Annotated in this window: 23 protein-coding genes and 1 riboswitch; of the genes, 16 read left to right on the top strand and 7 right to left on the bottom strand. The window is 32.6% G+C overall.

Annotated elements, in window-relative coordinates:
* The first annotated feature begins 65 nt into the window (after positions 1–65).
* From OWK30_RS02560 to OWK30_RS02530, 7 genes are all read left to right on the top strand, one after another.
* Positions 66–1,208 carry an ABC transporter substrate-binding protein gene (locus OWK30_RS02560; RefSeq protein WP_423323300.1) on the top strand — a complete coding sequence of 381 codons (1,143 nt, stop codon included), beginning with the start codon at positions 66–68 and terminating at the stop codon, positions 1,206–1,208.
* 67 nt (positions 1,209–1,275) lie between these two features.
* Positions 1,276–2,157: a branched-chain amino acid ABC transporter permease gene (locus tag OWK30_RS02555; RefSeq protein WP_423323298.1), complete on the top strand. Its 882-nt coding sequence runs from the start codon at positions 1,276–1,278 to the stop codon at positions 2,155–2,157.
* 10 nt (positions 2,158–2,167) lie between these two features.
* Positions 2,168–3,007, top strand: a complete 840-nt coding sequence (locus OWK30_RS02550; protein ID WP_423323296.1) for a branched-chain amino acid ABC transporter permease — start codon at positions 2,168–2,170, stop codon at positions 3,005–3,007.
* Positions 3,008–3,016: 9 nt separating this feature from the next.
* Positions 3,017–3,796, top strand: a complete 780-nt coding sequence (locus tag OWK30_RS02545; RefSeq protein WP_423323294.1) for an ABC transporter ATP-binding protein — start codon at positions 3,017–3,019, stop codon at positions 3,794–3,796.
* Positions 3,789–4,493: an ABC transporter ATP-binding protein gene (locus tag OWK30_RS02540; protein WP_423323292.1), complete on the top strand. Its 705-nt coding sequence runs from the start codon at positions 3,789–3,791 to the stop codon at positions 4,491–4,493. Before OWK30_RS02545 ends, OWK30_RS02540 begins: the two co-directional genes overlap by 8 nt.
* Before the next feature lie 133 nt (positions 4,494–4,626).
* Positions 4,627–6,270, top strand: a complete 1,644-nt coding sequence (gene pruA / locus OWK30_RS02535) for an L-glutamate gamma-semialdehyde dehydrogenase (protein WP_423323290.1) — start codon at positions 4,627–4,629, stop codon at positions 6,268–6,270.
* 2 nt (positions 6,271–6,272) lie between these two features.
* Positions 6,273–7,181: a proline dehydrogenase family protein gene (locus OWK30_RS02530; protein ID WP_423323288.1), complete on the top strand. Its 909-nt coding sequence runs from the start codon at positions 6,273–6,275 to the stop codon at positions 7,179–7,181.
* A gap of 72 nt (positions 7,182–7,253) precedes the next feature.
* On the opposite strand, the gene OWK30_RS02525 is transcribed toward OWK30_RS02530, so the two are convergent.
* On the bottom strand, positions 7,254–7,487 hold the full coding sequence (locus tag OWK30_RS02525) for a hypothetical protein (protein WP_423323286.1): 234 nt from the start codon (positions 7,485–7,487) through the stop codon (positions 7,254–7,256).
* A gap of 46 nt (positions 7,488–7,533) precedes the next feature.
* Between OWK30_RS02525 and OWK30_RS02520 the strand changes: the two genes are divergently transcribed.
* Together OWK30_RS02520 and OWK30_RS02515 are read left to right on the top strand one after the other, a co-directional pair.
* Complete coding sequence (locus OWK30_RS02520) at positions 7,534–8,049, top strand: hypothetical protein (RefSeq protein ID WP_423323284.1); 516 nt, start codon at positions 7,534–7,536, stop codon at positions 8,047–8,049.
* Between the two features lie 99 nt (positions 8,050–8,148).
* Positions 8,149–9,474, top strand: a complete 1,326-nt coding sequence (locus OWK30_RS02515; protein ID WP_423323282.1) for an NAD(P)/FAD-dependent oxidoreductase — start codon at positions 8,149–8,151, stop codon at positions 9,472–9,474.
* A 32-nt stretch (positions 9,475–9,506) separates the two neighbouring features.
* On the opposite strand, the gene thiL is transcribed toward OWK30_RS02515, so the two are convergent.
* The 3 genes from thiL to thiC are packed head-to-tail and all read right to left on the bottom strand — an operon-like array spanning position 9,507 to position 12,263.
* The gene (gene thiL, locus OWK30_RS02510) at positions 9,507–10,391 is read right to left on the bottom strand and encodes a thiamine-phosphate kinase (RefSeq protein WP_423323280.1); all 885 of its coding nucleotides are present in this window, start codon (positions 10,389–10,391) and stop codon (positions 9,507–9,509) included.
* Positions 10,384–11,025: a thiamine phosphate synthase gene (gene thiE, locus OWK30_RS02505; RefSeq protein ID WP_423323279.1), complete on the bottom strand. Its 642-nt coding sequence runs from the start codon at positions 11,023–11,025 to the stop codon at positions 10,384–10,386. Before thiE ends, thiL begins: the two co-directional genes overlap by 8 nt.
* On the bottom strand, positions 10,986–12,263 hold the full coding sequence (gene thiC / locus OWK30_RS02500; protein WP_423323277.1) for a phosphomethylpyrimidine synthase ThiC: 1,278 nt from the start codon (positions 12,261–12,263) through the stop codon (positions 10,986–10,988). Before thiC ends, thiE begins: the two co-directional genes overlap by 40 nt.
* 53 nt (positions 12,264–12,316) lie before the next feature.
* Positions 12,317–12,412, bottom strand: a riboswitch (TPP riboswitch).
* 537 nt (positions 12,413–12,949) lie between these two features.
* On the opposite strand from thiC, the gene OWK30_RS02495 reads away from it, so the two are divergent.
* The 3 genes from OWK30_RS02495 to OWK30_RS02485 all read left to right on the top strand — a co-directional run bounded on the left by OWK30_RS02495 (position 12,950) and on the right by OWK30_RS02485 (position 17,579).
* Positions 12,950–14,908, top strand: a complete 1,959-nt coding sequence (locus OWK30_RS02495) for an FAD-dependent oxidoreductase (protein WP_423323275.1) — start codon at positions 12,950–12,952, stop codon at positions 14,906–14,908.
* Positions 14,909–14,925: 17 nt separating this feature from the next.
* Positions 14,926–17,142 carry a molybdopterin-dependent oxidoreductase gene (locus tag OWK30_RS02490; protein ID WP_423323273.1) on the top strand — a complete coding sequence of 739 codons (2,217 nt, stop codon included), beginning with the start codon at positions 14,926–14,928 and terminating at the stop codon, positions 17,140–17,142.
* A gap of 158 nt (positions 17,143–17,300) precedes the next feature.
* Positions 17,301–17,579: an FmdB family zinc ribbon protein gene (locus tag OWK30_RS02485; protein ID WP_423323272.1), complete on the top strand. Its 279-nt coding sequence runs from the start codon at positions 17,301–17,303 to the stop codon at positions 17,577–17,579.
* A 16-nt stretch (positions 17,580–17,595) separates the two neighbouring features.
* On the opposite strand, the gene OWK30_RS02480 is transcribed toward OWK30_RS02485, so the two are convergent.
* Complete coding sequence (locus tag OWK30_RS02480; protein WP_423323271.1) at positions 17,596–17,949, bottom strand: hypothetical protein; 354 nt, start codon at positions 17,947–17,949, stop codon at positions 17,596–17,598.
* Positions 17,936–19,456: a GTPase HflX gene (gene hflX, locus OWK30_RS02475; protein ID WP_423323269.1), complete on the bottom strand. Its 1,521-nt coding sequence runs from the start codon at positions 19,454–19,456 to the stop codon at positions 17,936–17,938. Before hflX ends, OWK30_RS02480 begins: the two co-directional genes overlap by 14 nt.
* Positions 19,457–19,675: 219 nt before the next feature.
* On the opposite strand from hflX, the gene OWK30_RS02470 reads away from it, so the two are divergent.
* Genes OWK30_RS02470 through OWK30_RS02455 form a run of 4 tightly spaced genes read left to right on the top strand, consistent with a single transcriptional unit; the run spans position 19,676 to position 23,733 of the window.
* On the top strand, positions 19,676–20,893 hold the full coding sequence (locus tag OWK30_RS02470) for a molybdopterin molybdotransferase MoeA (RefSeq protein WP_423323267.1): 1,218 nt from the start codon (positions 19,676–19,678) through the stop codon (positions 20,891–20,893).
* Complete coding sequence (locus OWK30_RS02465; RefSeq protein ID WP_423323265.1) at positions 20,877–21,539, top strand: RluA family pseudouridine synthase; 663 nt, start codon at positions 20,877–20,879, stop codon at positions 21,537–21,539. Before OWK30_RS02470 ends, OWK30_RS02465 begins: the two co-directional genes overlap by 17 nt.
* Positions 21,540–21,567: 28 nt before the next feature.
* Complete coding sequence (locus tag OWK30_RS02460) at positions 21,568–21,966, top strand: 4Fe-4S dicluster domain-containing protein (RefSeq protein ID WP_423323263.1); 399 nt, start codon at positions 21,568–21,570, stop codon at positions 21,964–21,966.
* A 3-nt stretch (positions 21,967–21,969) separates the two neighbouring features.
* Positions 21,970–23,733 (top strand): aldehyde ferredoxin oxidoreductase family protein, encoded by a 1,764-nt coding sequence (locus OWK30_RS02455; RefSeq protein ID WP_423323261.1) that lies wholly within the window; start codon positions 21,970–21,972, stop codon positions 23,731–23,733.
* On the opposite strand, the gene OWK30_RS02450 is transcribed toward OWK30_RS02455, so the two are convergent.
* The gene (locus tag OWK30_RS02450; RefSeq protein WP_423323259.1) at positions 23,728–24,810 is read right to left on the bottom strand and encodes an LptF/LptG family permease; all 1,083 of its coding nucleotides are present in this window, start codon (positions 24,808–24,810) and stop codon (positions 23,728–23,730) included. The two genes, OWK30_RS02455 and OWK30_RS02450, sit on opposite strands and share 6 nt — an antisense overlap.
* Between the last annotated feature and the right edge of the window lies 1 nt (position 24,811).

Raw genomic sequence — 24,811 nt, 5'->3', positions numbered from 1 at the left:
ATTATAATTTAAAATAAGTTATGGTTCACAATTTTAAACATTTAAAAAATTTTTGAGGAGGATGTATGAAGAAATTATCGTTACTAATATTAAGTTTTGTTTTGGTTGTTTCTTTTTCAGTTTTTGCAAAAAGTAAAGATCTTACTATTGGTGTTGTAGGTCCAGAAACTGGTAATCTAGCAGTTTATGGAACTAAAACACTTGATGGAATTATGCTTGCGGTTGATGAGATTAATGCAGCAGGTGGTGTAAATGGTAAAAGACTAAGTGTTGTTCACTATGATGATAGGGGTGATAAAGCTGAGGCAGCAGCTGCAACCCAGAGGCTGATAAATAGGGATAAGGTTTGTGCAATTATTGGTGAGCCTACATCTGGAGCTACTTTTGTGATAGGCCCTATTGCTAACAGAGCAAAAGTTATATTGATATCTGCTGGTGCAACAGCAAAAGGTGTAACAGATGGAAAACCTTTTGTGTTTAGAGATACATTGCTTGATAGTGATGGTGCTCCAGCTACGCTCAAGTTTATTATGGATAAGTTTGGATGGAAAAACTTTGCCTTGATCACTTCCGTTAACAATGATTATAGTGTAGGTTTATCAGGAATATTTAAAGAAGCTGCTAAGAAATATGGTGCTAGTATTTTAGTTGAGCAGACAGTTTCCGATGGTGATACAGATTTCTCAGCTCAAATTACAGCTATTAAGCCACATAAACCTGATGCTATTATTTTCACAGGTTATTATCCTGAAGGTTCTTTGATTATGCTTGAAGCTAGAAAGCAAGGTTTAAAAGCACCTATGGTAGGTGGTGATGGTCTTCTTGCCCCAGATTTATGGAAAGTAGGTGGTGACTCTGTTTTGGGTTCTATTGTTTATGCTGGATTTTCTCCACAAGCTAAGGCTGAAAATGTTCAGAATTTTGTGAAAAAGATGAAAGAAAGAGGAAAAGAAGCTGATATGTTTTCAGCTCAAGGGTATGATGCGGTTTACCTTCTTGTAAATGCTATGAAGAAAGCAGGTCTTACAAGTTGTACAGATGTAAAACAAAGAATTAAAATGAGAGATGCTCTTGCTGCAACTAAAGATTTTATGGGTGTAAGTGGTAAGATGAGCTTCGATAGTGAAGGTAATGCAAAGAAGGTTCCTTTTATTCAAATGGTTGATAAAAAAGATGGAAAATACTATTTTAAACTTCTTAATGAATAAAAAAGTAGTTTAAAAGAGTATGTAGAGCCGCCGAAAGGCGGCTATTTCTTTGTTAGGAGGCATCACATTGTTAGAGATAATTATTAAACAGCTTTTGAATGGTTTAACAGTTGGTAGTGTTTATGCACTTATTGCTCTGGGTTATACTATGGTTTATGGAATTATCAAGCTGATTAATTTTGCTCATGGTGATATTTACATGGTTGGTGCTTTTTTGGGGCTTATAGCTGCAACCTTATTATTTAAGAATTTTGTAGTTGTTCTTGTTTTTGCTATGATGTGTAGCGCTATTTTGGGAGTATTGGTTGAAAAAGTAGCTTACAAACCATTAAGGAATTCATCAAGAATTTCTGCTTTAATTAGTGCTATTGGTGCTTCGATTATCTTATCAAATACTGTAGTTTTAATAAATGGACCACAAAGGGAAGCATATCCAAAACTTTTTCCGAATATTACTTTTAGTGTAGGTGATATTTCTGTTTCTTTATTGCAAATTTTTATAATTTTGGTTTCAATAGGCTTAATGTACGGCCTTTATTATATAGTTCACAATACAAAAATGGGTATTGCAATGAGAGCAGTATCTCAAAATTTAAATGCTGCAAGACTGATGGGTATTAATCCTGATAAAGTGATAAGCTTTACTTTTGCTATAGGTTCAGCTCTTGCTGCAGCAGCAGGTGTTTTGGTAGGTACCTATTACACAGCTATTGATCCGATGATGGGATTACTTTTTGGGTTAAAAGCATTTGTTGCAGCAGTTTTAGGTGGAATCGGTAGTATTCCTGGTGCAATGTTTGGTGGTATTGTTTTGGGACTTGCAGAAGTGTTAGGAGTTGCTTTTATATCTCCTTCTTTTAGAGATGCGATAGCTTTTGGTATATTAATTATTATTTTAATTGTTAAGCCAACTGGACTATTTGGCTCCACTGCAAAAGAGAAGGTATAGAGGGAAGCGTATGGATTTTTTAGCTTTTTTACAGAATGATTATTTTTTACAAATCGCTACTATGACATGTATTAATATTGTTATTGTATTGGGACTTAATTTAATAACGGGTGTAACCGGACAACTTTCATTGGGGCATGCAGCTTTTATGAGTCTTGGAGCATATGGTTCAGCATTGTTGGCTTTAAAGTTAAATATGCCTTTTTGGGTATGTTTGTCTTTCGGTACATTGTTTGCAGGTATTATGGGTGCATTACTAGGTATTCCAATCTTAAGATTAAGAGGTGATTATTTAGCTATTGCTACACTAGGATTTGGTGAAATTGTTCGTGTTGTTATTTTGAATACTCCTTTTGCAGGAAGAGCGTTAGGACTTTATGCTATACCTTTATATACAACATTTTTTATTGCATTTGTTGCTGTAGTTGTTGGTATAATTTTTATGTACAATTTTGAAAATTCTATGCATGGACTTGCTCTAAGAAGTATAAGAGAGGATGAAATTGCAGCAGAAATGATGGGAGTAAATATTGCGCGTTATAAAATCTTAGCTTTTGCAATAGGTTCTGCTTTTGCAGGATTGGGAGGTTCTTTATATGCACATTTTTTAACATATATAAATCCAAACGACTTTGGGTTTATGAAATCGATAGAGCAGTTGTGTATGCTTGTTCTTGGTGGTATGGGAAGTATAACTGGAGCTGCTGCTGGTGCTATTGTTTTAAGCACTGTACCAGAATTGTTAAGATTTGCTTCTGAATACAGAATGGTGACTTATGGTGTTGTATTGATTGTGATGATGGTCTTTAGGCCTCAAGGCCTGTTTGGTAAAATTAGAGTAAATGTTTAAGAGGCAGCTATGGGTGATGTTATTTTAGAGCTAAAGAATGTTTGTATGTATTTTGGTGGATTGAAAGCTGTTGATGATGTTAGTTTTGTGATTAAAGAAAATGAAATTATGAGTTTGATTGGACCAAATGGTGCAGGTAAAACAACAATTTTCAATGTGATTACAGGAGTTTATACGCCTACAAGTGGTGAAGTATTATTTAAAGGTAAATCACTGAGCAAAAGTAAGCCTCATGAAATTACAAAGCTTGGAATTGCTAGGACTTTCCAAAATATTAGGTTGTTTAATCAGTTGACAGTGTTAGAAAATGTTATACTTGCTATGCATTCTCGTAGAAAGCTTAGTGTATTCCATTCTGTATTACGTCTACCGTATTTTTACCGTGAATTGAAAAAAACTATTATTAGGGCAGAGGAATATTTAGATTATATGGGTTTATTAGGCAAAAAAGATGAAAAAGCTGAAAATCTTCCTTACGGTGAACAAAGAAAACTTGAGATAACAAGAGCACTTGCTACAGGTGCAGAGTTATTACTTTTGGATGAACCTGCGGCTGGCATGAATCCACAGGAGACTTCTGATTTGATGAATTTGATTCAAAAAATAAGGGAAGATTTAAGTAAAACTGTCTTTTTAATAGAACATGATATGAAAATGGTAATGGGTATTTCAGATAGAATTGTTGTTTTGGATTATGGGAAAAAGATTGCAGAAGGCTTGCCTGAGCAAATACGTAATAATAAGAAAGTTATTGAAGCATATCTTGGTAAAGAGGTTGCAAATGCTTAAACTTGAGAAAGTTCATACAAAGTATGGTCATATTGAAGCATTAAAAGGTATTGACCTCCATATTAAAGAAGGTGAGATTGTTACAATTATAGGTGCTAATGGAGCTGGCAAAACGACAACACTAAACACAATATCAGGGATATTAAAACCAGCTGCTGGTAAAGTTATATTTCTGAATAAAGATATAACCCATTTATCTGCAGATAAGATTGTTGCTAAAGGAATTGTTCAAGTACCAGAAGGTAGACAAATTTTTCCTAATTTAACAGTTTATGAAAATCTTTTGATGGGAGCATATTTAAGAAAAGATAAGATAGAAATAGAAAAAGATTTAGAGAAGGTATATGATCTTTTTCCGAGATTGCGTGAAAGAAAAAATCAGCTTGGAGGAACCCTTTCTGGTGGTGAACAGCAGATGCTTGCCATTGGTAGGGCTTTAATGAGTAAACCTGTCCTTTTATTATTGGATGAACCCAGTCTTGGCTTAGCACCGATTATTGTAGAAAATATTTTTGAAATTATTAAAGAGATTAATTCACAGGGGACAACAATACTTCTAGTTGAGCAAAATGCTCATTTAGCTTTATCTGTTGCTGACAGAGGATATGTAATGGAAACTGGGCGTATAATTATGGAAGATGATGCAAAATCTCTTTTGAGCAATGAAGAGGTGAAAAAGGCTTATTTAGGTATGTAAGAAGCGGCAATTTGTTTGCCGCTTTTTTTATATGTAAAAAATAAAAAAATTTTTTAAAAAGTATGTTCAAAATATTGAAATTTATTTTTTATTTTGATATAATGAACTATAAAATTTCATAGAGAGGTGAAATATGTTTCTGTTTAATAATAGTATAGTTAAGATTCCTTATCCTGAAAATGAACCAGTGTACAGTTATGCCCCTGGTACCAAAGAAAGGGAGTTGTTAAAAGAGGCTATCAATGATTTAAAAAGTCAAAAAATTGAGATTCCACTAATTATTGGTGGTAAAGAAATAAGAACTGGAAAATTGGCTAAAGTCGTTTGTCCTCATGATCATAGTCATGTGTTAGCTGAATATCATCAGGCTGGTGAAAAAGAAGTAAAGTTGGCAATTGATACTGCATTTGAAGCTTGGAAAGAATGGCAAAAGTTTAGATGGGAGGAGAGAGCGGCTATATTTTTGAAAGCAGCAGAGTTGTTGTCTGGAAAATATAGGTATATTCTTAATGCAGCTACAATGCTATCAGCTAGTAAAAATGTTTTTCAAGCTGAAATTGATTCTGCTTGTGAACTAATAGATTTTTGGAGATTTAACACATATTTTATGCAGCAAATTTATACTGATCAGCCTCCATATTCTCCAAAACCTACCTGGAACTATGTACAGCATAGGCCTCTTGAGGGGTTTATTTTTGCTGTAACTCCATTTAATTTTACATCAATCGGTGGTAATTTGCCTACAGCGCCTGCTATTATGGGTAATGTAGTTGTTTGGAAACCAGCATCAACTGCAGTATATGCACCTTACTTCATTATGAAGTTATTGAAAGAAGCTGGGGTCCCTGATGGAGTGATTAATTTTATACCAGGCCCAGGTTCTGTTGTGGGTAATATTGTATTAAGAGATCCAAACCTTGCAGGAATTCATTTTACTGGAAGTACAGAAGTATTTCAAAATATGTGGAAAATTGTTGGTGAAAATATCAAAAATTATAAATATTATCCAAGAATTGTTGGTGAGACTGGTGGTAAAGACTTTGTTTTTGCTCATAGCAGTGCAGATGTTAAAAAACTTGTTACAGCGCTTGTAAGAGGTGCTTACGAATATCAAGGGCAGAAGTGTTCTGCTGCATCAAGAGCATACCTACCTAAATCACTCTGGAAAGATGTAAAAGAATTGATGGTTGAAGAGATTAAATCTATAAAAATTGGTAATCCAGAAGATTTTACAAATTTCTTCAACGCCGTAATTGATGAGGCAGCATTTGAAAATATCAAATCTTATATAGATTATGCTAAAAAGTCTAATGAGGCTGAAATAATTGTTGGCGGTGGTTGCGATAAATCTGTGGGTTATTTTATTGAACCAACCCTGGTTGAAACCACAAATCCTAAGTTTAAACTGATGGAAGAAGAAATTTTTGGTCCTGTATTGACTGTGTATGTGTATGATGATGATAAATATGAAGAAACATTGGAGTTGTGTAACAGTACATCTCCTTATGGGTTGACAGGTGCAATCTTTGGAGAAGATAGACAAGCTATTAGTATTGCTTTAGAGAAACTTGAATATGCAGCAGGTAACTTTTATGTAAATGATAAACCGACTGGTGCAGTAGTAGGTCAACAACCTTTTGGTGGTAGCCGTGCATCTGGTACAAATGATAAAGCAGGTAGCTATTTAAACCTTATTAGGTGGGTAACTCCAAGAACAGTTAAAGAGAATTTTGATGCTCCTGAGGACTACAGATATCCTTTTATGAGTGAGGAATAAAGATGGGATTCTTGAATTTTCTCATTTCTAAATCAATTATGTATATACCAGGCCCCATTGTGGGCCTTTTTGCAAAAAGTTATATTGCAGGTCCAAATCTTCACGATGCAGTTAAAGTTACACATGAAATGAATAATAAAAACATGATGGCTACAATTGATATACTTGGTGAGTTTATTAGTACTAAGGATGAAGCAAAATATTTTAAAGAGAGATGTATTGAAATACTAGATACCATAGATAAAGAAGGACTTAATGCAAATTTATCCCTTAAACCAACTCAAATGGGGCTTCTCCTAGATAAGCAATTTGCTTTTGACAATATCAGAGAAATCGTGGCACATGCAAAATCGTTAAACAACTTTGTTAGGATAGATATGGAAGACTCCCCATGTACAGATGACACTCTTGAATTTTATAGAAAATTAAGAGATGAATTTCCCGGTCATGTAGGTACTGTTTTACAAGCTTATTTAAGAAGAACACCGTATGATATTGAAAAATTATCTGATGGAACGTTGAATTTTAGGTTATGCAAAGGAATATACAATGAACCAAGAAAGATTGCGTATAAAGATCCTTATATAATTAACAGAAACTTTATTTATTGTTTGGAAAAACTTTTTCAGAAAAGGGCTTATGTGGGTATTGCTACTCATGATGAAAAGTTAGTTTTTGAAGCATTGCGCCTTATAGAAAAATATGACTATAAAAAAGATGAATATGAGTTTCAGATGCTTTTGGGTGTGGATGAAGAATTAAGAGATATTATTGTATCTGCAGGACATCGGCTTAGGGTATATGTTCCTTTTGGAAAGGATTGGCTTCCTTATTCCAGAAGGAGATTAAAAGAGAATCCAAATATTGGCCGACATGCTTTAAGGCAATTATTTGGCCTCCATGGGAACTAATTGAGGAAGCATAAGCTTCCTCAATTAGTTATAAATCAAGTTTTTCAGTGTAATTACTTTATACTAGTTTTTTCAGTGAAGTCTAAATACATCTATTAAATAATAGATAATCCAGCCTGTTATAAATCCATCTAAAAATGCCCAAATGATTCCTACAAAAATCCCTTTTAAATTTTTAGTAGAAAAGCCTAAGTAAACCAATTTTATTTTGTCTAATATTAAATTGCAAAATTTGTTATTTTCAAAAAGTATTAACAGGCAAAATGTAATTGTGTATAATGAAGCTGCAATCATAGCGATTTTCATGATATAATTATAAAAGAAAAAATGAAAATAGAAAAGGAGTTATCTTATGAAAAGGATTTTATTTTTGTTCCTGATATTTTTAATATCTTGTGTGTCTAAAACGGACCCTTATAAATTGAAATATATATGGCAGCCAGAATCCGATTATGGAAGGGAATTGAAATCGATATATGTGGCCGAGCTTTTGTCTGTCTATGAAAATATTAAATTAACCGGTTTAAAGGTGCAGGAAAAAGGGATAGGTTTTACAACCTCGCTGGAATGTGAAGGGAAAGATACCTGTGATGACAATAAATTTTATATGTTTATAATTTTACAAAATGGTGAATTTAATAGTTTACGTTACAAAGATTATGAAAAACGTAAATCTAAGATGTTTAAGAAATATGGAAAAGATATTAAATACTTATTGAAAACAAGCAAGTTAGATAATTTGTTAAAAAATGAAGATTTTGGCGGATTTATAATTGATCTTAACTGGACTTTTAGGGATTTAAAGCATATTACAAAGCCGATTTTTGAAAGTTATAAATATGAAATAAAAAAAGATGAAATAATGTAGTGAGAAAATTTAAAACACATGTAAAAACTCTTTGAAAAATTATCGAAAGAACTATATTTCAATATGCGCATATATGAATAAATAAACATGGAGGTCAAAATGGATAAAGTTGTAATCGTGGGTGGTGGCCCTGCTGGAAGAGTGGTTGTTCATTCTTTGCATGCAGCGAAAAAAGAGTATGATGTGGTGTTAATAAAAGATGAAGAAATTAATGTAAACAGGTGTTCTATTCCTTATGGAATAGTTGATAAAAAACCGGTGGAAAAATATTGTATTTCTGATTCTCTTATTACTGAATTTGGAGCAAAGCTTGTTATTGATACTGTAGTCGAAATAAATAAAGAGGAGAATTTCGTTGTAACTGAAAAGGGACAAAAATTTAATTATGATCATCTTCTTTTGGCTACAGGTTCAAAACCTATTATTCCACCCATTACGGGGATTGATTTGGATAATATAACATCAGTACGTTCGAAAGCAGATTTGGAAAGGCTGAGAAAATATGCAAAAGAATATAAGAAATGTGTTGTTGTAGGTGGTGGATATATTGGTGTTGAAGTTGCTGTGGTGTTAAAAAAATTGGGGCTTGATGTGACGATAATGGAGATGTTACCTCATATATTATTAGCCACTATGGATGATGACTTTGCCGAGATAATAGAAAATCATGTAAAAGAAAAAGGTATAAACGTGATGACAGAAGCAAAAGTTGTTGAGTTTACGGGTAGTGAAGGGAAAGTAAAACAGGTTATTTTGGAAAATGGTGAGAGAATTGATGCTGATTTTGTCATTGTTTCGGTTGGTGTTGTTCCAAATACCGAATTGGCTGAAAAATCAGGTATAGAAGTTTCAAAATTTGGTGTTGTGACCGATGATTATTTAAGAACAAGTGTGGAAAATATTTTTGCTGCGGGAGATTGTGCTGAGAAGAAATCTTTTATTACCAAAAAGCCTACTAGGGGTGAGTTTGGCACAAATGCTGTTTTTATGAGTAAGGTTGTAGGAGCCAATATCCAAGGTAAAAATGTAATTTTTCCTGGTGTAATAAATGCAAACGCATCCACTGCTTTTGAATATAGTTTTGGCTCTGCCGGATTAATTCAAAAAATGGCTGAAAAAGAGGGGCTGGATATTGTTGTAGGTGAATCTGAAGTTTTAGATATGTATCCGATGATGGATGGAGTGGATAAAATTAAGACGAAATTGGTTTTTGACAGAAAAACAGGAAAATTAATTGGTGGTTCGGTGTTGAGAAAGGGGCATTGCACTGCTAACAATGTGGATTTTATCTCTTTTGCAATCCAAATGGGAGCCACCATCGAAGATATTATGAAGTATCAATATGCTACGCATCCCGAATTGGCTGCAAAACCTTCTGATAACACTTATGTGTTTGCAGCAAGGGATGCTTTAAGCAAAATGTAGAAAATTTAGAAGGGGGGATAGCCCCCCTTTTTTTATGTTTTGTGCAGGTATCCGTATAGGGATATTTCAAGAAAATCTTTTTCAGTTTTCAAGAAAACTCCTGAGCCTTTTTCTACAATACCTATTTCATAAACTTTTTTCGGAACAACTTTTAAGAACGTTTCATAATATTTTTTATCGATGGTAAAAGTGAGTGCATATTCTTCACCAGATTTCAAAATTTCATCTGTTGACACTGGAATGTTTTCAGCAACAGGTATTTTATTTTTATCAATTATAATTTTTACTTTGCTTGTATCAGCAATAGATGCCAAATCTACTCCAAGTCCGTCACTAATATCTGTACAACTTGTAACAAAAGGTAAAGTCCCCAGAAACTTACCGAGCTCTACTTCAGCTTCAAGATGATAATGTTCTGTAACGAAATCTCCTCCCAATTCTTTGTTTAAGTAATAAATGGATTTTCCAAGAGGTCGAGATACAAAAACTATATCTCCAGGTTTTGCTCCTTTTCTTGTAAGTAACAATTTGTTTTTTCTCCCAATGATTGTAACAGAGATGAAAAGTAATGCTGATTTTGAAAGGTCACCACCAATTAGATCGAGCTTATAATGGTCAAGTGTTTTCTCCAAAGCTTTTAAAAGGTCAGCATCATCAATATAATCGGGTAAACCAAGTCCCAGTAAAAGATATTTAGCCTCTGCTCCCATTGCAGCTATGTCACTAACATTTGAGGTGACGGCTTTAAATATAATATCATTTATATTATTTTTAAAAATGAAATGAACGTTTTCAATGAGTATATCTTTAGATATTATAAAATTTTGTAAAACTGCAGCATCATCAGAAAGATTCAATGATATTGATTTGTCTTTTGATAGGTTACGAAGTTTTTTTATTAAACTTTTTTCATCCATTATAGAAACTCAAGATTTCTTTTACTTTTTCAAATGGTTTTTTTGAAGCGCATATATAAGAGCTTATGGCAAAACCATCTATTTCTATGTTATTAAAATTGGAAATATTATACCCTTTTATTCCACCTATGGCAACAGCAGGCATATTTGCTTTTTTGATAAGATTGATATAATCGTCCTTGCTTAAAACAGGTCTTAAATCTTCCTTAGTATTTGTTTGAAAAGCAGGACCTATCCCGATGTAATCTGCAGGTATGTCGTTTGCATAACGTATATCAGATTCGGTATTGCAAGAATAACCAATAATTAAATTAGGATATTTTTCTTTGACTACTTTTGCCGGAATATCCTTGACACCAAGATGAACACCATCAGCTTCAAGAACAATCGCCAAGTCTACTCTATCATTTACAATGAATAAAGCATCTTTGTTATTTAATATTTTTTTTATTTCTAAGCCTATTAAGTAGTTTTCTCTTGCAGTTTTGTATTTGTTACGAAGCTGGAAAGCTCTGGCTCCAGCTTCGTAACATTGAAGAATAAACTCGTCTAAAGGTAATTTTAGAAAATCAGTTTCTAAAATAATATAGCATTTTAAATAGTTGGCAATTTTTGGTCTATTTTTACTGCACATAATCTTCCACACATGGTGCAGGAATTTATATCCCTATTTTTTTGAAACTTTTCTCTTGCCTTTTTTGGGTCAATTGCAAGCGAGAACATTCCTTCCCAATTAAGCTCTTTTCTATATTTGCTCATCTGTAAATCTCTTTCAAAGGCACCTGGAACACCTTTTGCAATATCTGCAATATGAGCAGCAATTTTTGATGCAATTACCCCTTGGTATACATCCTCTTCATCTGGAAGACACAAATGTTCAGCAGGGGTTACATAACATAGAAAGTCAGCGCCCACTGAACCTGCAATTGCTCCCCCTATGGCACTTGTTATATGGTCGTATCCTGGAGCAATATCGGTGGGAAGAGGTCCTAAAATATAAAATGGTGCTTCATCGCAGAGTCTTTTTTCTAATAAAATATTTGCCTCAATCTGGTTTATTGGGACATGTCCTGGGCCTTCAATCATAGCCTGTACATTCTTTTCTCTTGCCCTTTTTGCAAGTTCACCTAATATTATAAGTTCATCTATTTGAGCTCTGTCCGTAGCATCTGCAATAGCACCAGGTCTGTAACCATCTCCAAGACTCAACGTCACATCATATTTATAAGCAATTTCAAGTAAATCATCAAAATATTCATAAAGGGGGTTTTCTTTTTTATTTCTTCTTATCCAGTCTGCTAAAATAGATCCACCTCTACTAACAATACCACACACTCTGTCTGTTCTGTCCATTCTTTCTACAGATTCTTTTGTGACACCGCAGTGAACAGTTATATAATCTATCCCTTGCTTACATTGTTCTTCGATAGATTTAAATAATGTATCCGGATCCATTTTATAAGTTGGTATATCTTGTTCAGCTAATTTTGCTGCAACAGCATAAATAGGTACTGCACCAACCATAACTGTGGAGTGTTCTAAAATTGCTTCTCTAATAGCCTGCAAGTCTCCGCCTGTGGATAAATCCATGACACTATCAGCACCTGCTTCAATGGCCACTTTCAATTTATTAATTTCTCTTTCGATGGATGGACAATCTATACTTGTACCGATATTTGCATTTATTTTTGTTCTCAATTTCTTACCAATACCCATTACATTGGGGAAATCGTGATTTTTATTTTTAGGAATAACAATTTTACCTTGAGCTACCAGTTCACGTAGTTCGTTAGGTGAAATCTTTTCATCTTTTGCGATTTTTTCCATTTCTTTGGTTATAATTCCTTTTTTTGCAGCTTCGATTTGAGTCATCTTTTACTCCTTTCTAAAAAAAAATCCTTTCCGCCGCAGAGACGGAAAGGATTTTTTTTTCCTTCACCGTTTCCCTGCGCCGGAATTACCCGGATCAGGTTCAAGGGGTATTTCTCAGCCCCATGGTTGGAGCACCCCCACGGTGGAATTTATAATAGTTTAAAATTTTAAAAATTCAACAATATAATTTCTAGAGTCACTCCCATTTTTTTATCGCCAGTATAATTTATGTATATATATCAAATAGCTACATGTTGTTGCTTATAAAAAAAACATTTTCTTCATTCTCGCAAAACATCCGGTTTTGCTCCGAGGCAAGTTTCTCTAAAACCGCCGTCCATGGCGGTTTTAGAGAAACTTGAACCCAGAAAATGCTTTTCCATAAACAACTTCAAACAAGGTTTTACAAAAAATGGGGTGATTCCATTATAATTTAATTAGTTATGCTGCTTTGGAATGAAATTGCGAAATATGCTTTTATATTATAATGATTACAATTGTTTGTTTTTGAGAAAGATTTTAAATATTGACTCTATTTAGGTTGAAGTATATTTTGTTAGAAATTATTGAAATAGTGTTTTGAGACTTTTCTAGATGGTTTTATAATGTGATTTATTATAGACATTAAAGTATTTTTGTGTTATAAAGCAAATTGTATACAGTATACCATATGATCGGAGAGGCTTATGGCAAAGGTTTACTATGGCTTTTGGAAGGACCAGATAATAGATAATAGAAATAAGCCGTATGAGGAGTGGACAGACGCTCCGCTTAAAATTGACGATGAATTTAATGGTAAAAAATTAAAGGTTTTTGTAAACTGGAACGGTTTTTTAGTTTTTGATAAAGATGTGAATATCTTAGATGTTCTCACAAAGTATATGTATGAGATTAGTAGTTTTGGTTGTTGTGGCAGATGTTTTCCTGGTAGGATGGGTACAAGGATTTTGGCTGAACAGTTACAGAAGATGAAAACTAATGGCTTTAAAGAAGATGATGTTAAGTTAGCCTATGATATTGCTTATTCAATATATGTTTCTGCTAAATGTACTGTAGCTCCAACAGCCACTATACCAGTAAGGCAATTTTTGAAAAATTTTACTAAAGGTGAATTAAATGAGATTGATTTGAATCAAAATCATAAACAACTTGAATATATTAAACATTTAACTGCTCCTTGTACTGCTGGTTGTCCTGCAAATGTTAAAATACCAGAGTTTATAGAAGCAGTTAAAGATCATAGATATCTTGAAGCGTTAAAAATTATTAGGACAACTATGCCATTACCTGGAGTATGTGGTAGAGTATGTCCTCATCCATGTGAAGCAAACTGTAGACGCGGTTTAGTAGATGACCCTGTAAATATTATGGTTTTAAAAAGAACACCCTGGGATTACGAATATTACCATCATAAAGATCCTGACATCGATAAAATAAGAGATGAAGAAACAGGAAAAAAAGTTGCCATTGTTGGAGCAGGGCCTGCTGGTCTTACGGCTGCTTATTATTTGGCATTGATGGGACATCAAGTAAAAATCTATGAAATGCTTCCAGAACCAGGTGGAATGGTTGCTGTTGGTATTCCTGATTACAGACAACCAAGGCATCTCTTAAGACGAGAAGTAGAAATTGTTCAGTCATTAGGCGTGGAAATACAATATAATACAAAGCTTGGTAAGGATATATTTTTAAAGGATTTAAAAGAGCAATATGACGCTGTTTTACTTGCAATAGGTGCTTTTAAAAGCCGTGATATGGGTGTTGAGGGTGAAAAAGACGGCTATAAAGGTGTAATGGATAGTGGTATTGGTTTTTTAAGACGTGTATCTTTGGGCGAGCCAGTGGAAATTGGTGATAGAGTGGTTGTTGTTGGCGGTGGTAATACTGCAATAGACTGCGTAAGAACTGCCTTAAGACTTGGAAGTAGTGATGTGAATCTAGTTTACCGTCGTTCTCGTGCTGAAATGCCTGCAGAGGATTACGAGGTGGTTGATGCTGAGGAGGAAGGTGTTAAGTTTCATTTCCTTTGTAATCCAGTAAAACTTATTGCCGAAAATGGTAAGCTTGTTGGTGTGGAGTGTGTTAGGATGAAACTTGGTGAACCAGACGAGTCAGGCAGAAGAAGACCTGAGCCAATACCTGGTTCTAATTTTGTAATTGAATGTGATACGATTATACCTGCTATTGGACAGTTTCCCGATTTGAGTTTTTTAAGTGAAGAAGATGGTATTCAAGTTACAAGGTGGAATACAATAGCTGTTAAGGAAGATTTATATATGACTGATGTCCCAGGAGTGTTTGCTGCAGGTGATTGTGAATGGGGACCTGCTACAGTGGTTAAAGCTATTGGTGCTGCAAGATGGGCGGCTAAAATGATTGATAGATACCTTATGGAAGGTGAGCCATATTTAACAGACAACGAAAAGTTAGAATTAACCTTGTATAAAAATAAAGTGTTTGAAAAAGATGAAAGGATTCAAGAAACACATACGATTCCTAGGGTTCATCAAGAAAAATTACCACCTGAGGTTAGGGTAAGGAATTTTGAAGAAATTGAAAAGCCATATACTGAGAATCAGGCCTACTTGGAAGCTACTAGATGTTTGAGATGTGTTAGAATGGCAATGGTTGGTTTGGATAAATAAATAATAGGGGTATTGATATGGCGCAGATTTTTATAAATGACAAACCTTATGAGTTTAAAGAAGGAGAAACCATATTAGATGTTGCTAGAAGAAATGATATTTATATACCTGTAATGTGTTACCTAAAAGATATTACCCCTACTGGAGCGTGTAGGCTTTGCCTTGTGCAGGTTGAAGGGATTGATAAGCCTGTTGCATCTTGTGTTACCTATGCTATCGATGGTATGAAGGTATATACTAATACTGAAGATGTTATTGAACAAAGAAAAAGAAATCTTGAGTTTATTTTAATAAAACATCCACTTGATTGCCCAGTATGTGATAAAGCTGGCGAATGTTTGCTTCAGGATACAACTTATGAATTTGGGATAAATGAAGAGTCGGTTAAGTCTGTAAAACCGAATAAGCCTAAGTTTGATTGGGATATGATTATTCATGATGCTAATTTATGTGTTTTATGCGAAAGATGTGTGAAGGTTTGTCATGAAATTACAGGTTGTAGTGCACTGAAAATTGAGGAGAGGGGTTATAATAATCTCATTACTACAGCCAATAATGCAAGCCTGCAGTGTGATTTCTGCGGGCTTTGCGTTGATTTTTGCCCTGTTGGGGCGCTGCTTGATAAGCCTTATAAACATAGTGTGAGGAATTGGGATTTAGAATACGTTGAAACATCTTGTAATTTTTGTCCAGTTGGGTGTTCTATCAAATATGGAAAGCATGAAAATACAATTTATAAAAGTTCAGTAGCTGATGGATATATTTGTTCTTTAGGAAGATATGCTTATAAATACACTGAGCATGAGGACAGGGTTAAGGTTCCTTTAATTAAAACTAATGGAGAGTTGAAGGAGGTTGACTGGACTTCTGTAATTGAAAGCATAAAAACAAAACTTGGTGGTATCGTTGATAGATATGGTAATGATAGTATTGCTTTTATTTTAGGAAGTAGGCTTTCCAATGAAGCGCTTATAAGCTATAAAGTATTGGCTGATGGGTTAGGAGTGAAAAAAATTGTATCAGATATATCTTTTAATCATCCTGAGTTTTTTAATTTGTATTTTCAGAAGTTTGGCAGTTATGAAACTGTTGGTAAACTTGATGATATTAAAGATTCTGACTTAATCTTTGTTATTGGTGCAGATATTGCGAGAGAATCGCTTGGAATTAAATGGAAAATAATGAATGCCGTTATTCATAATGATTCAAAACTGGTGACAATTGGTCTTAAAAAATATGAATATGATTACTTTACTGATGTATCAATTTTAGCAGATTATGGTGATTTTGCGATAGTTTTTTATAATATTATTAATTCTGATAATAAGTTATATAAAGATATAAGAGAGTTTATTGGTAAAGCTGAGAAAATATCATTTATTGTAGGAAATGAATATTTAGAGGCAGAATCACAAAAAGAATCAATTTTTGCTTTTGTAGATTTTATTGGAAAGGATAAACTTAAGTCATTTTTTTATACTTTTGATAAACCTAATGTAATAGCAAGCTTTTCATTGGGGATTTATGGGAATTATGGTGCGGATGAATTGATAGAGGACATAGAAAAAGGGAAAGTTAAATGTTTGATTACTGCTGATTTTTATCCTTTTAATACGAGAGGTAATTATAAAAAATTAAGAGATATTGTTGGGAAATTAGAATATTTTGTTAGTATTGATTTGTTTAAGAACGATTTTAACAAAGGAGCCGATGTTATTTTACCTGTTCTTTCGCATCTTGAAACTGAGGGCACTCTTACCACCATTGATGGTAGAATCATAAAATATCGTAAAGTAATAGAACCAGAGCTGGATGCAAAAAGTGATGTGGAAATTGCTTATTTGATAGGTTTTGCCAATGGTGTTCAATGTGAAAGTTACCCTAAAGCAGTTTGGGATAAAGAGATTAGAGGTAAATATGGTTATCCAGATGCTTTTTTCGATGAGATAGACGGGTTGCTTTATAAAGATAAAAATTTTAACATAAGTAAAACAGAATATAATTATAAAGAACAGCCTAAAGGTACAAAAGAAGTATATGTAAACGCAAGATATCATAATAGCTTTTTATCTACAAAGGCTGTAATTGAGAAAAAATCTGATGATACGTATAGAAAATATTATTTTGATGTGGACAAATCTGTAATTATTGGTGAAGATACAAAATGTAATATTTCAAATTGTAGTTTAGACAAAAATATTGCTAAAGGTATTATTTTAATTCCAAAAAATTAAAAAGGAGCTTTTTTGCTCCTTTTCTCTGGTTATAAAATCATCATAGATAATGTCTTGTAATGTGAAGAGAGTTGTTCAAATAATAATTTTTCTTGAAAAATGTAATTTTATGCATATTATATTTGCTAAAAAAAATTATTAGCACTTGGAGGTGGGTGATGCCAATATATGAATATGAATGCAAAAAATGTGGTAATGTATTTGAGTTGATGGAAAGTATTCATTCGGATGTTTATGAAAGAAAGTGTGTTAAATGTGGGGGAACAGCCAAGAGGATTATTTCATTATCAAGTTTCCATTTGAAAGGGTCAGGTTGGTACGTGACAGATTATAAGAATAATAAAAGTTCTGGTAATAAAACGAAAAGTGAAGGAACAAGTTGTAGTGCTGGATCAAAAGAAGCCTGTCCTACATGTCCAGCATCGCAAAATAATTAGTTAGCCCTTGTTAGGGCTAACTATTGCTATCTTTGAAGTCTATTTTTTCTCTTATCTCTTTGATTATCTTCCATGAACCTTGTACTTGTTTCATGTATGATATACAAAATTGAACAATACTATTTTGATTATCGAGGATATATTCAAAAAAAGTAACTTTTGATAAATTACTTTTAATATTTTCATCAAGGATTTGTATTTTTTTTATTTTTATTTGCTTTGCGAATTTTGCCATGAATATGGTATAATCGGTAAGTGACGGATACATTTGCTTAAGAAGACTATTATCATCGTAAAGCTCATATATTTCTTTAAAACGTTTTTCTTCAAAGAGCTTTTGTCGATAAATAATTAATTCAGCTGGACGCATATTTTAGTTTTTTTTTAAATATTTTGTAAAAGATTTTGTCGAGAAGGGGTTGGAATGTTTTTCTGTCCAATGCAGATATGAAAGCTGCTTCTGGATATTTCTTTTTTACTTCTTTCAAATATTCATCGTTAACTAAATCAATTTTGTTGAAAACAAGAATAGTATCTATATCTTTAATGTTAAGTTCTTCTAGTATTTTATTTACACTTTCAATTTGTTTAATATAATTTTTATTTGAGATATCGATTACATGTAAAAGGAGGTCTGCATCATATAACTCTTCTAGGGTAGATTTGAAGGCATCTTTTAGATCTTCAGGTAAATCTTTAATAAATCCCACTGTGTCAGTAATTATTATTTCTTTTTCTTCAGGAAAGCGGAGCCTTTTAGAACTAGTATCTAAGGTAGCAAACATCAAATTATCAGCATATATTTTACTGTTTGTTAGGCTATTAATTAATGTGGTTTTTCCTGCATTTGTGTATCCCACAATAGATACTGTGGGGATATCTTTTTTAGTTCTTTTTTTACGTTGGATAGTTCTGGTTTTTTCAATCTGTTTTAATTTTCTTGTTAAAAAAGCAATTTTATCTTTGATCCTACGTCTGTCTATTTCTAATTTTGTTTCACCTGGGCCTCTTCCGCCAATACCGCCAGTAAGGCGTGACAAAGAGTCATCCTTAACACTTAATCTTGGCATTAAATATTTTAATTGAGCGAGTTCTACTTTTAATTTTCCTTCATTAGAATGGGCTCTTTTAGCGAAAATATCTAAAATTAGTTGAGTTCTATCCATAATTTTTATTTCTACTAGCTTACTTATTTCTCTAGCTTGTGAAGGCGTAAGATTATTGTCAAAGATTATGTAGTCTACTCCAAGTTGATAAGCCCTAATTGCTATATTTTTTAACTTACCAATTCCTAATATATATTTTGGATCAACTTGTTTTCTAATTTGATAAATTGTATCAACGATATTTAAACCTGCACTTCTTGCCAGTTCCTTTAATTCTGATAGAGACTCATTAACTTCTTCTTTATTTTTATAACATCCTACAAGGAATGCATTATTTTCCTCTTTTACTTGAAAGAGAGATACACTTTTTTCTTTAATTTCTTTTTCTAAGTTTTTGATAAATCCTATAAAACTAGTTTTTTGGTTATAAATATCTGTTTCATCAAGAAGTTCATATAATTTATTCTCCTTGTTTGGTGGCATAAGAAAAGCGGTTTCTATTTTTGATGGAAGCCCTTCTTGATTTATAAGTATAGCTGATACAGCATCAAGACGAAGCATTGCTAAATCTGTAATATCATCTTCTGTCAGTCTTTCATTATATAGATGAGTGTGGATTAACCTTAAACCTCTTAATTTTCCTGGAACTAATCTAAATCTTTTAAGCTCAGGTATGAAAATAGATTTATTATCTCCTACTATTACATATTGTATTTCATTAGATCTATCAATTAAAAGCCCAATTTGTCTATTTATTTCTTTTGAAAGCAATGATAGTCGTTTTGCTAATTCTGGTGAGATGACAAAATCAGTTTTGAACTTTTTTCTGTCAAGCTTTTCTAATTTATTAATAATACTTTGTTTTAAATCTTTGATATTCCCTGTTAATATAATAACCTCCTACTTAATAATTATAAATATATTATAGTTAGTTGAAAAAGATTTGCAACTGACTTATAATCTAAGTAAGTATTTTTAATGGGGTGGAAGATGATAAATCCTTATGATGCTTTAGATTTAATATTGTCAAACATAAAAGAAGTTGGGTATGAACTGATTCCTGTATTTAATGCTACAAATAGAGTTGCTTATGAAAATGTTAAATCAAAGGTAAATTTGCCTGGGTTTGATAATTCAGCAATGGATGGGTTTGCTTTTAGATACGATGATTTAAAAGAATGTGATAATAAATTTAAAATAAGAGGAACTATTTCTGCTGGAGATTTTGGTAATTATAAAATTGAAAAGGGTTGTGAATGCTATAGAATAATGACTGGTGCTAAAATGCCTGATGGTGCCGATACTGTGATGGAAGTTGAAAAAGTTGATGAAAAGGGAGAGTTTATTTTTTTACTTGATAAAATAAAAAAAGGAAAAAATGTTAGAAAAGTTGGAGAAGATATTAAGGTAGGTGATGAGATAGATATAAAAGGGAAATTTTTGAAACCGTGGGATATTTCGAGATTGATTAGTTGTGGTATTTTCAATGTTAAGGTATTTAGACGTTTAAAGGTAGCTGTAGTAGCAACTGGGGATGAGTTATTAGTACCCGGAGAAATTTTAAGTGGTGAAAAGATTTATGATGCAAATAGCTATAATATAAAACTTTTACTTGAAAATTATGGTATTGATATATCATATTTTGGTGTTGCAGAGGATGATTCTGATAGGTTTTTGAAGCTTTTTGAATTGTTTGAGGATTATGATGCTGTTATCAGTAGTGCCGGTATCTCATTTGGGGATTTTGATGTTGTTACTAATGCATTTGAGAAGAGAGGAATAAAATGGCTATTTAAAAATGTAAAACAGAAACCAGGTAAACCTTTTTCTTTTGCGCTAATTGATGGGAAAATACCGTTTTTTGCTTTACCTGGAAATCCTGTTAGTGCATTTTTTTGTACGTTTTTTTATGTGTTACCTGCTTTAAGAAAGATGCTTGGATTTAAAAAATATACGAACAGTTTTGTATATGCAAAGCTGATGGGTAATATGACGAAAAAAAATAATCGTTTCCATTTTAATCGTGTAAGTGTGAAATTGAATGAAGGGGAGTTTTTGGCATTTCCTTTTAGGACACAGGACTCACATGTGATTAGTTCAATATTTTTTGGTAATGCATTTGCTGTTATTGAAGATGATAGGGTAGGTGAGATACCTGCGGGGGAAAAACTGAAATGTTATCTTTATGACTATGAGTCAATTTTCTAAGAAATATGATATAATATATGAAGATGATGATATATTGGTTGTATGTAAAAATCATGGTGTTCTCGTAATACCTGATAGGTATGATGAAAGTCTATTTAATTTAAAAGCGCATTTTGCTGATATATACGGAAAAATATTCGTTGTTCACCGGCTTGATGCTGGTACGGGTGGAGTGGTTGTTTTGGCAAAAAACAGTTTTGCTCATAAAAGGTTATCTCTTCAGTTTCAAAACTGTTCTGTTAAAAAAAAATATCTTTGTATTACTGAAGGAATATTGAAGTATCCTTTTACAACAATGTTGCCTATATCCAAAAGAAATTACCGTGGTAAGTATAAAATAAATTTTAAGAGTGGGAGGAAATCTATAACGACCTTTTATCCAATAGCTTACAATGAAAAGTATTCTTTTGTAGAAGCTGTTCCAAAAACTGGCAGGTCTCACCAAATAAGAGTTCATTTAAAAGCTTATCAATCTCCCTTAATGCAAGATTATCTATATAATAAACGTGTTAAAGATAAAAGGTTGACACTTTTCGCATATTTTTTGGAGTTTGTACATCCTATCACGGGTAATATCGTTCAATTTAAAGCAAAACTTTTTGATTTTATGGAAGAAAAATTAAAAAGAACTGGGTTAGTTTTTTGAAATTAACATTTTAATGGGAGATGAAGGAATGAGATTAGTTGTAGCAGATTCAGAAAGATGTGTAGGATGTCAAAGCTGTATGTTTGCATGTTCAAGAAAAAATAATGAAGCAGGATTGTCAAAAACAAGCTTGATGGTAAAATCAGTGGGTGGAATTAAAAATGGTTTTGTTATAATTGTATGTAGAGCCTGTGAAGATCCTTCTTGTGTTAAGGTTTGTCCTACTAATGCATTGACTAAACGGGAAAAAGGTGGAGTTTTTGTTGAGAATTCAAAATGTATAGGGTGTAGATATTGTCTTGATGCATGTCCTATAGGTGCTGTTTTTTGGGATGATGAAATCAATAAGCCTATGATTTGCTCTCATTGTGGTTATTGTGTTAATTTTTGTCCTCATGGTGTTTTAAAAATGGAAAAAGGGAGGTAAATAATGCTTATAAATGATTCGCTTGCTAATGTATTATATATAGATCTTACTAATAAATGCTTTTGGGTTGAAAGAAGAGAGGATCTTTTTAATAAAAATATAGGTGGCTCTGGTGTTGCTATTTCACTTCTTCATGAAGAGTGTCCAGAAAATTGTGATCCGTTATCGCCAGAGAGTCCTATTATTTTTACAGTAGGGCCTTTGACAGGACTATTTCCTTTGGCTTCAAAAACTGTTGCAATGTTTAAGTCTCCTCATACAAAAAATCTTGGTGAGAGTCATTGTGGCGGACGAAGTGCTATTGCTATTAGAATGGCTGGTTATGGCGCAATTGTTATTAAGGGTAAGAGTGATTTCCCTATATATCTTGCTATTCATGACGGGAAAGTTTTTTTTCGTGATGCTTCTGCACTATGGGGAATGAGTAGTAGTTTTACAGTGGGAAGAATAATAAGGGAAAAAGAATCTGGCGATGGTTTAAGGACAATAATGCGTATTGGTAGAGCAGGTGAAAAGTTGGTTTCATATGCATGTGTGACTACAGAGACATATCGCCATTTCGGTAGGCTTGGTTTAGGTGCCGTATTTGGTAGCAAAAATCTAAAAGCAATAGTTATATCAGGGAAAAAATCTTTGCCTGTTGTCGATATGAAACAATATAAAAAGCTTTATTCTGATATTTACAAAGCATCTGTTTCAAGTTCAGCAATGAAAAAGTACCATGATTTGGGGACTCCACAAAATGTCCTTCCTTTAAATGAGCTCGGTGGACTACCAACTTATAATTTAAAGGAGAGAAGATTTAAATATGCAAGGGAATTATCAGGAGAAAATTTTGCTGAAAATTTTCTTGGTCGAAGGGTAGCATGTGCTCATTGTCCGGTGGGATGTGTCCATATAGCGGTTTTGAGAGAACCGTATGGAGATGAGCCATATTTCTATAAAACATCTATGATTTCTTACGATTATGAGCCAATATATGCATTGGGTTTTATGCTAGGTTTATCTGACGCTCCAAAGTTTTTGAAATTGATGGATAAGATTGAAATTCTTGGACTTGATGTAATGAGTACAGGGGTTATTCTTGCTTGGGCAACAGAGGCTTTAGAGCGTGGTATGATTACTACTGATGAGACAATGGGGGTAGATCTTAAATGGGGTGAGTTAGATCATTATCTAAAAGCAGTAGATTTAATTGTAGAACAACCTAATGAATTTTATTATGCTTTAGCGAATGGTGTTGAATATGCGTCATCAAAATATGGTGGGAAAGATTTTGCTTTAGCGTTTGGTAAAAATGAAATGCCTGGTTATCATACGGGACCTGCTGCTTATTTAGGATATTCAATAGGTGCTAGACATAGCCATCTGGATAATGCAGGTTACAGTATTGATCAAAAGATTCTTCCGAAAAATAGATTAACTCCAAAAGAAATGGCAGAAGCTTTAATCTCTGAAGAACAGTGGCGTCAGATTTTATCAAGCATAGTAATATGCTTTTTTGCAAGAGAAATTTATAAACCTGAAATAGTATCTGAGTCATTGAAAATTGCAGGGTTAGAATTAGGATTAGATGAATTAAAAGTGATCGGGAAAAAAATTTTATATGATAAATACAGATTTAAATTTAGAGAAGGATTCTCTTTTGATTCTCTTAGATTACCTAAGAGAATTTTTGAAACACCATCTCCGTTGGGTAAGTTGGATGAAAGATATATGCGTAATGTGATAGAGCATGTAAAAGAAGAGTTAGATAACTTTTTATAGACCTTTTTCTTTTTTTGTTATTAAATATAAGCCAAAAAATGTAAAAATTATATGTGATGTAAAGTTTGCTAAAACTGGGGTTAAAATTCCACTTTTTCCTAACGATATACATATTGATTGTAATATCCAAAATAACATACTAAAACTCAGAGATTTTGAGGCTATTTTTATGTATTGATAATTTCTTGATATATCAATAGATAAAGGGATTAAGAAAATGATCATAACAATCAAAATTAGTGGTACGGAGATTTTATTGTAATAAATTAATTTGTATTTATCAGCATTAAGTCCCTTTGATTCATAAGTTTTGATAATTTTATCTAATTCTTTAAATGTTAGTCTTTTGGGTTCATCTGATGGCAGGTTTATTAATTGTGTCAATGTGTTGTCTAAACTTTCTAGTTTTTTGTATGAGTATTCAATTTTTGGGATATCAGATGTATCAAAAGATTTGTAATTGTAGAAGATCCAAACGTTATTCCCTTTGTAAATTGCTTTATCAGCCTTTACTACTTTTATTATGTTATTGTCTTTAATTTTATAAATTGTTATATCAAAAAATGTTTTTTTATCAAATGCTATTAGTCCTATTGAATATATAAAGTTTTTTTCTTTAAAATAAAAGTCTGTTAAGGAAAAATTTTTTATATATTTTTCTTTATATATTTTCTCTTCTTTAAATTTTTTTCTTATACTTTCAATCTTAGGATTAATTACATCAGAATAATAGATTAAAATACCCGTAAAAATAAAGTTTAGTATTACAATTAACAAAACTAAGTCTTTAATTTTACCGCCGAGACTGAGGTATGCTATAAGCTCATTATTTTTAATTAATTTTAATATAGTAATTACGACGGCTGTTGCTCCAGCTACTGGAAATACTTGATATATAGAATAAGGAATTTTTAAGAAATCATAAACTAATATATTAAATAAAGAAGTATTGTATTTTGATAAATATTTTGTATGCTGAATTATTTGGAAAAATGTATATAAGATTAAAATCAATGCAAGTACTGAGATAAGATTTAATAAATAAATCTTTAACACATATTTATTAAACTTTTTCATT

Source organism: Deferribacter abyssi, from assembly GCF_049472655.1.
In the GTDB taxonomy this organism is placed as follows: Bacteria; Chrysiogenota; Deferribacteres; order Deferribacterales; family Deferribacteraceae; genus Deferribacter; species Deferribacter abyssi.
Note: the sequence above shows the minus strand (reverse complement) of the source record. Positions and strands in the feature narration are given on the sequence as shown.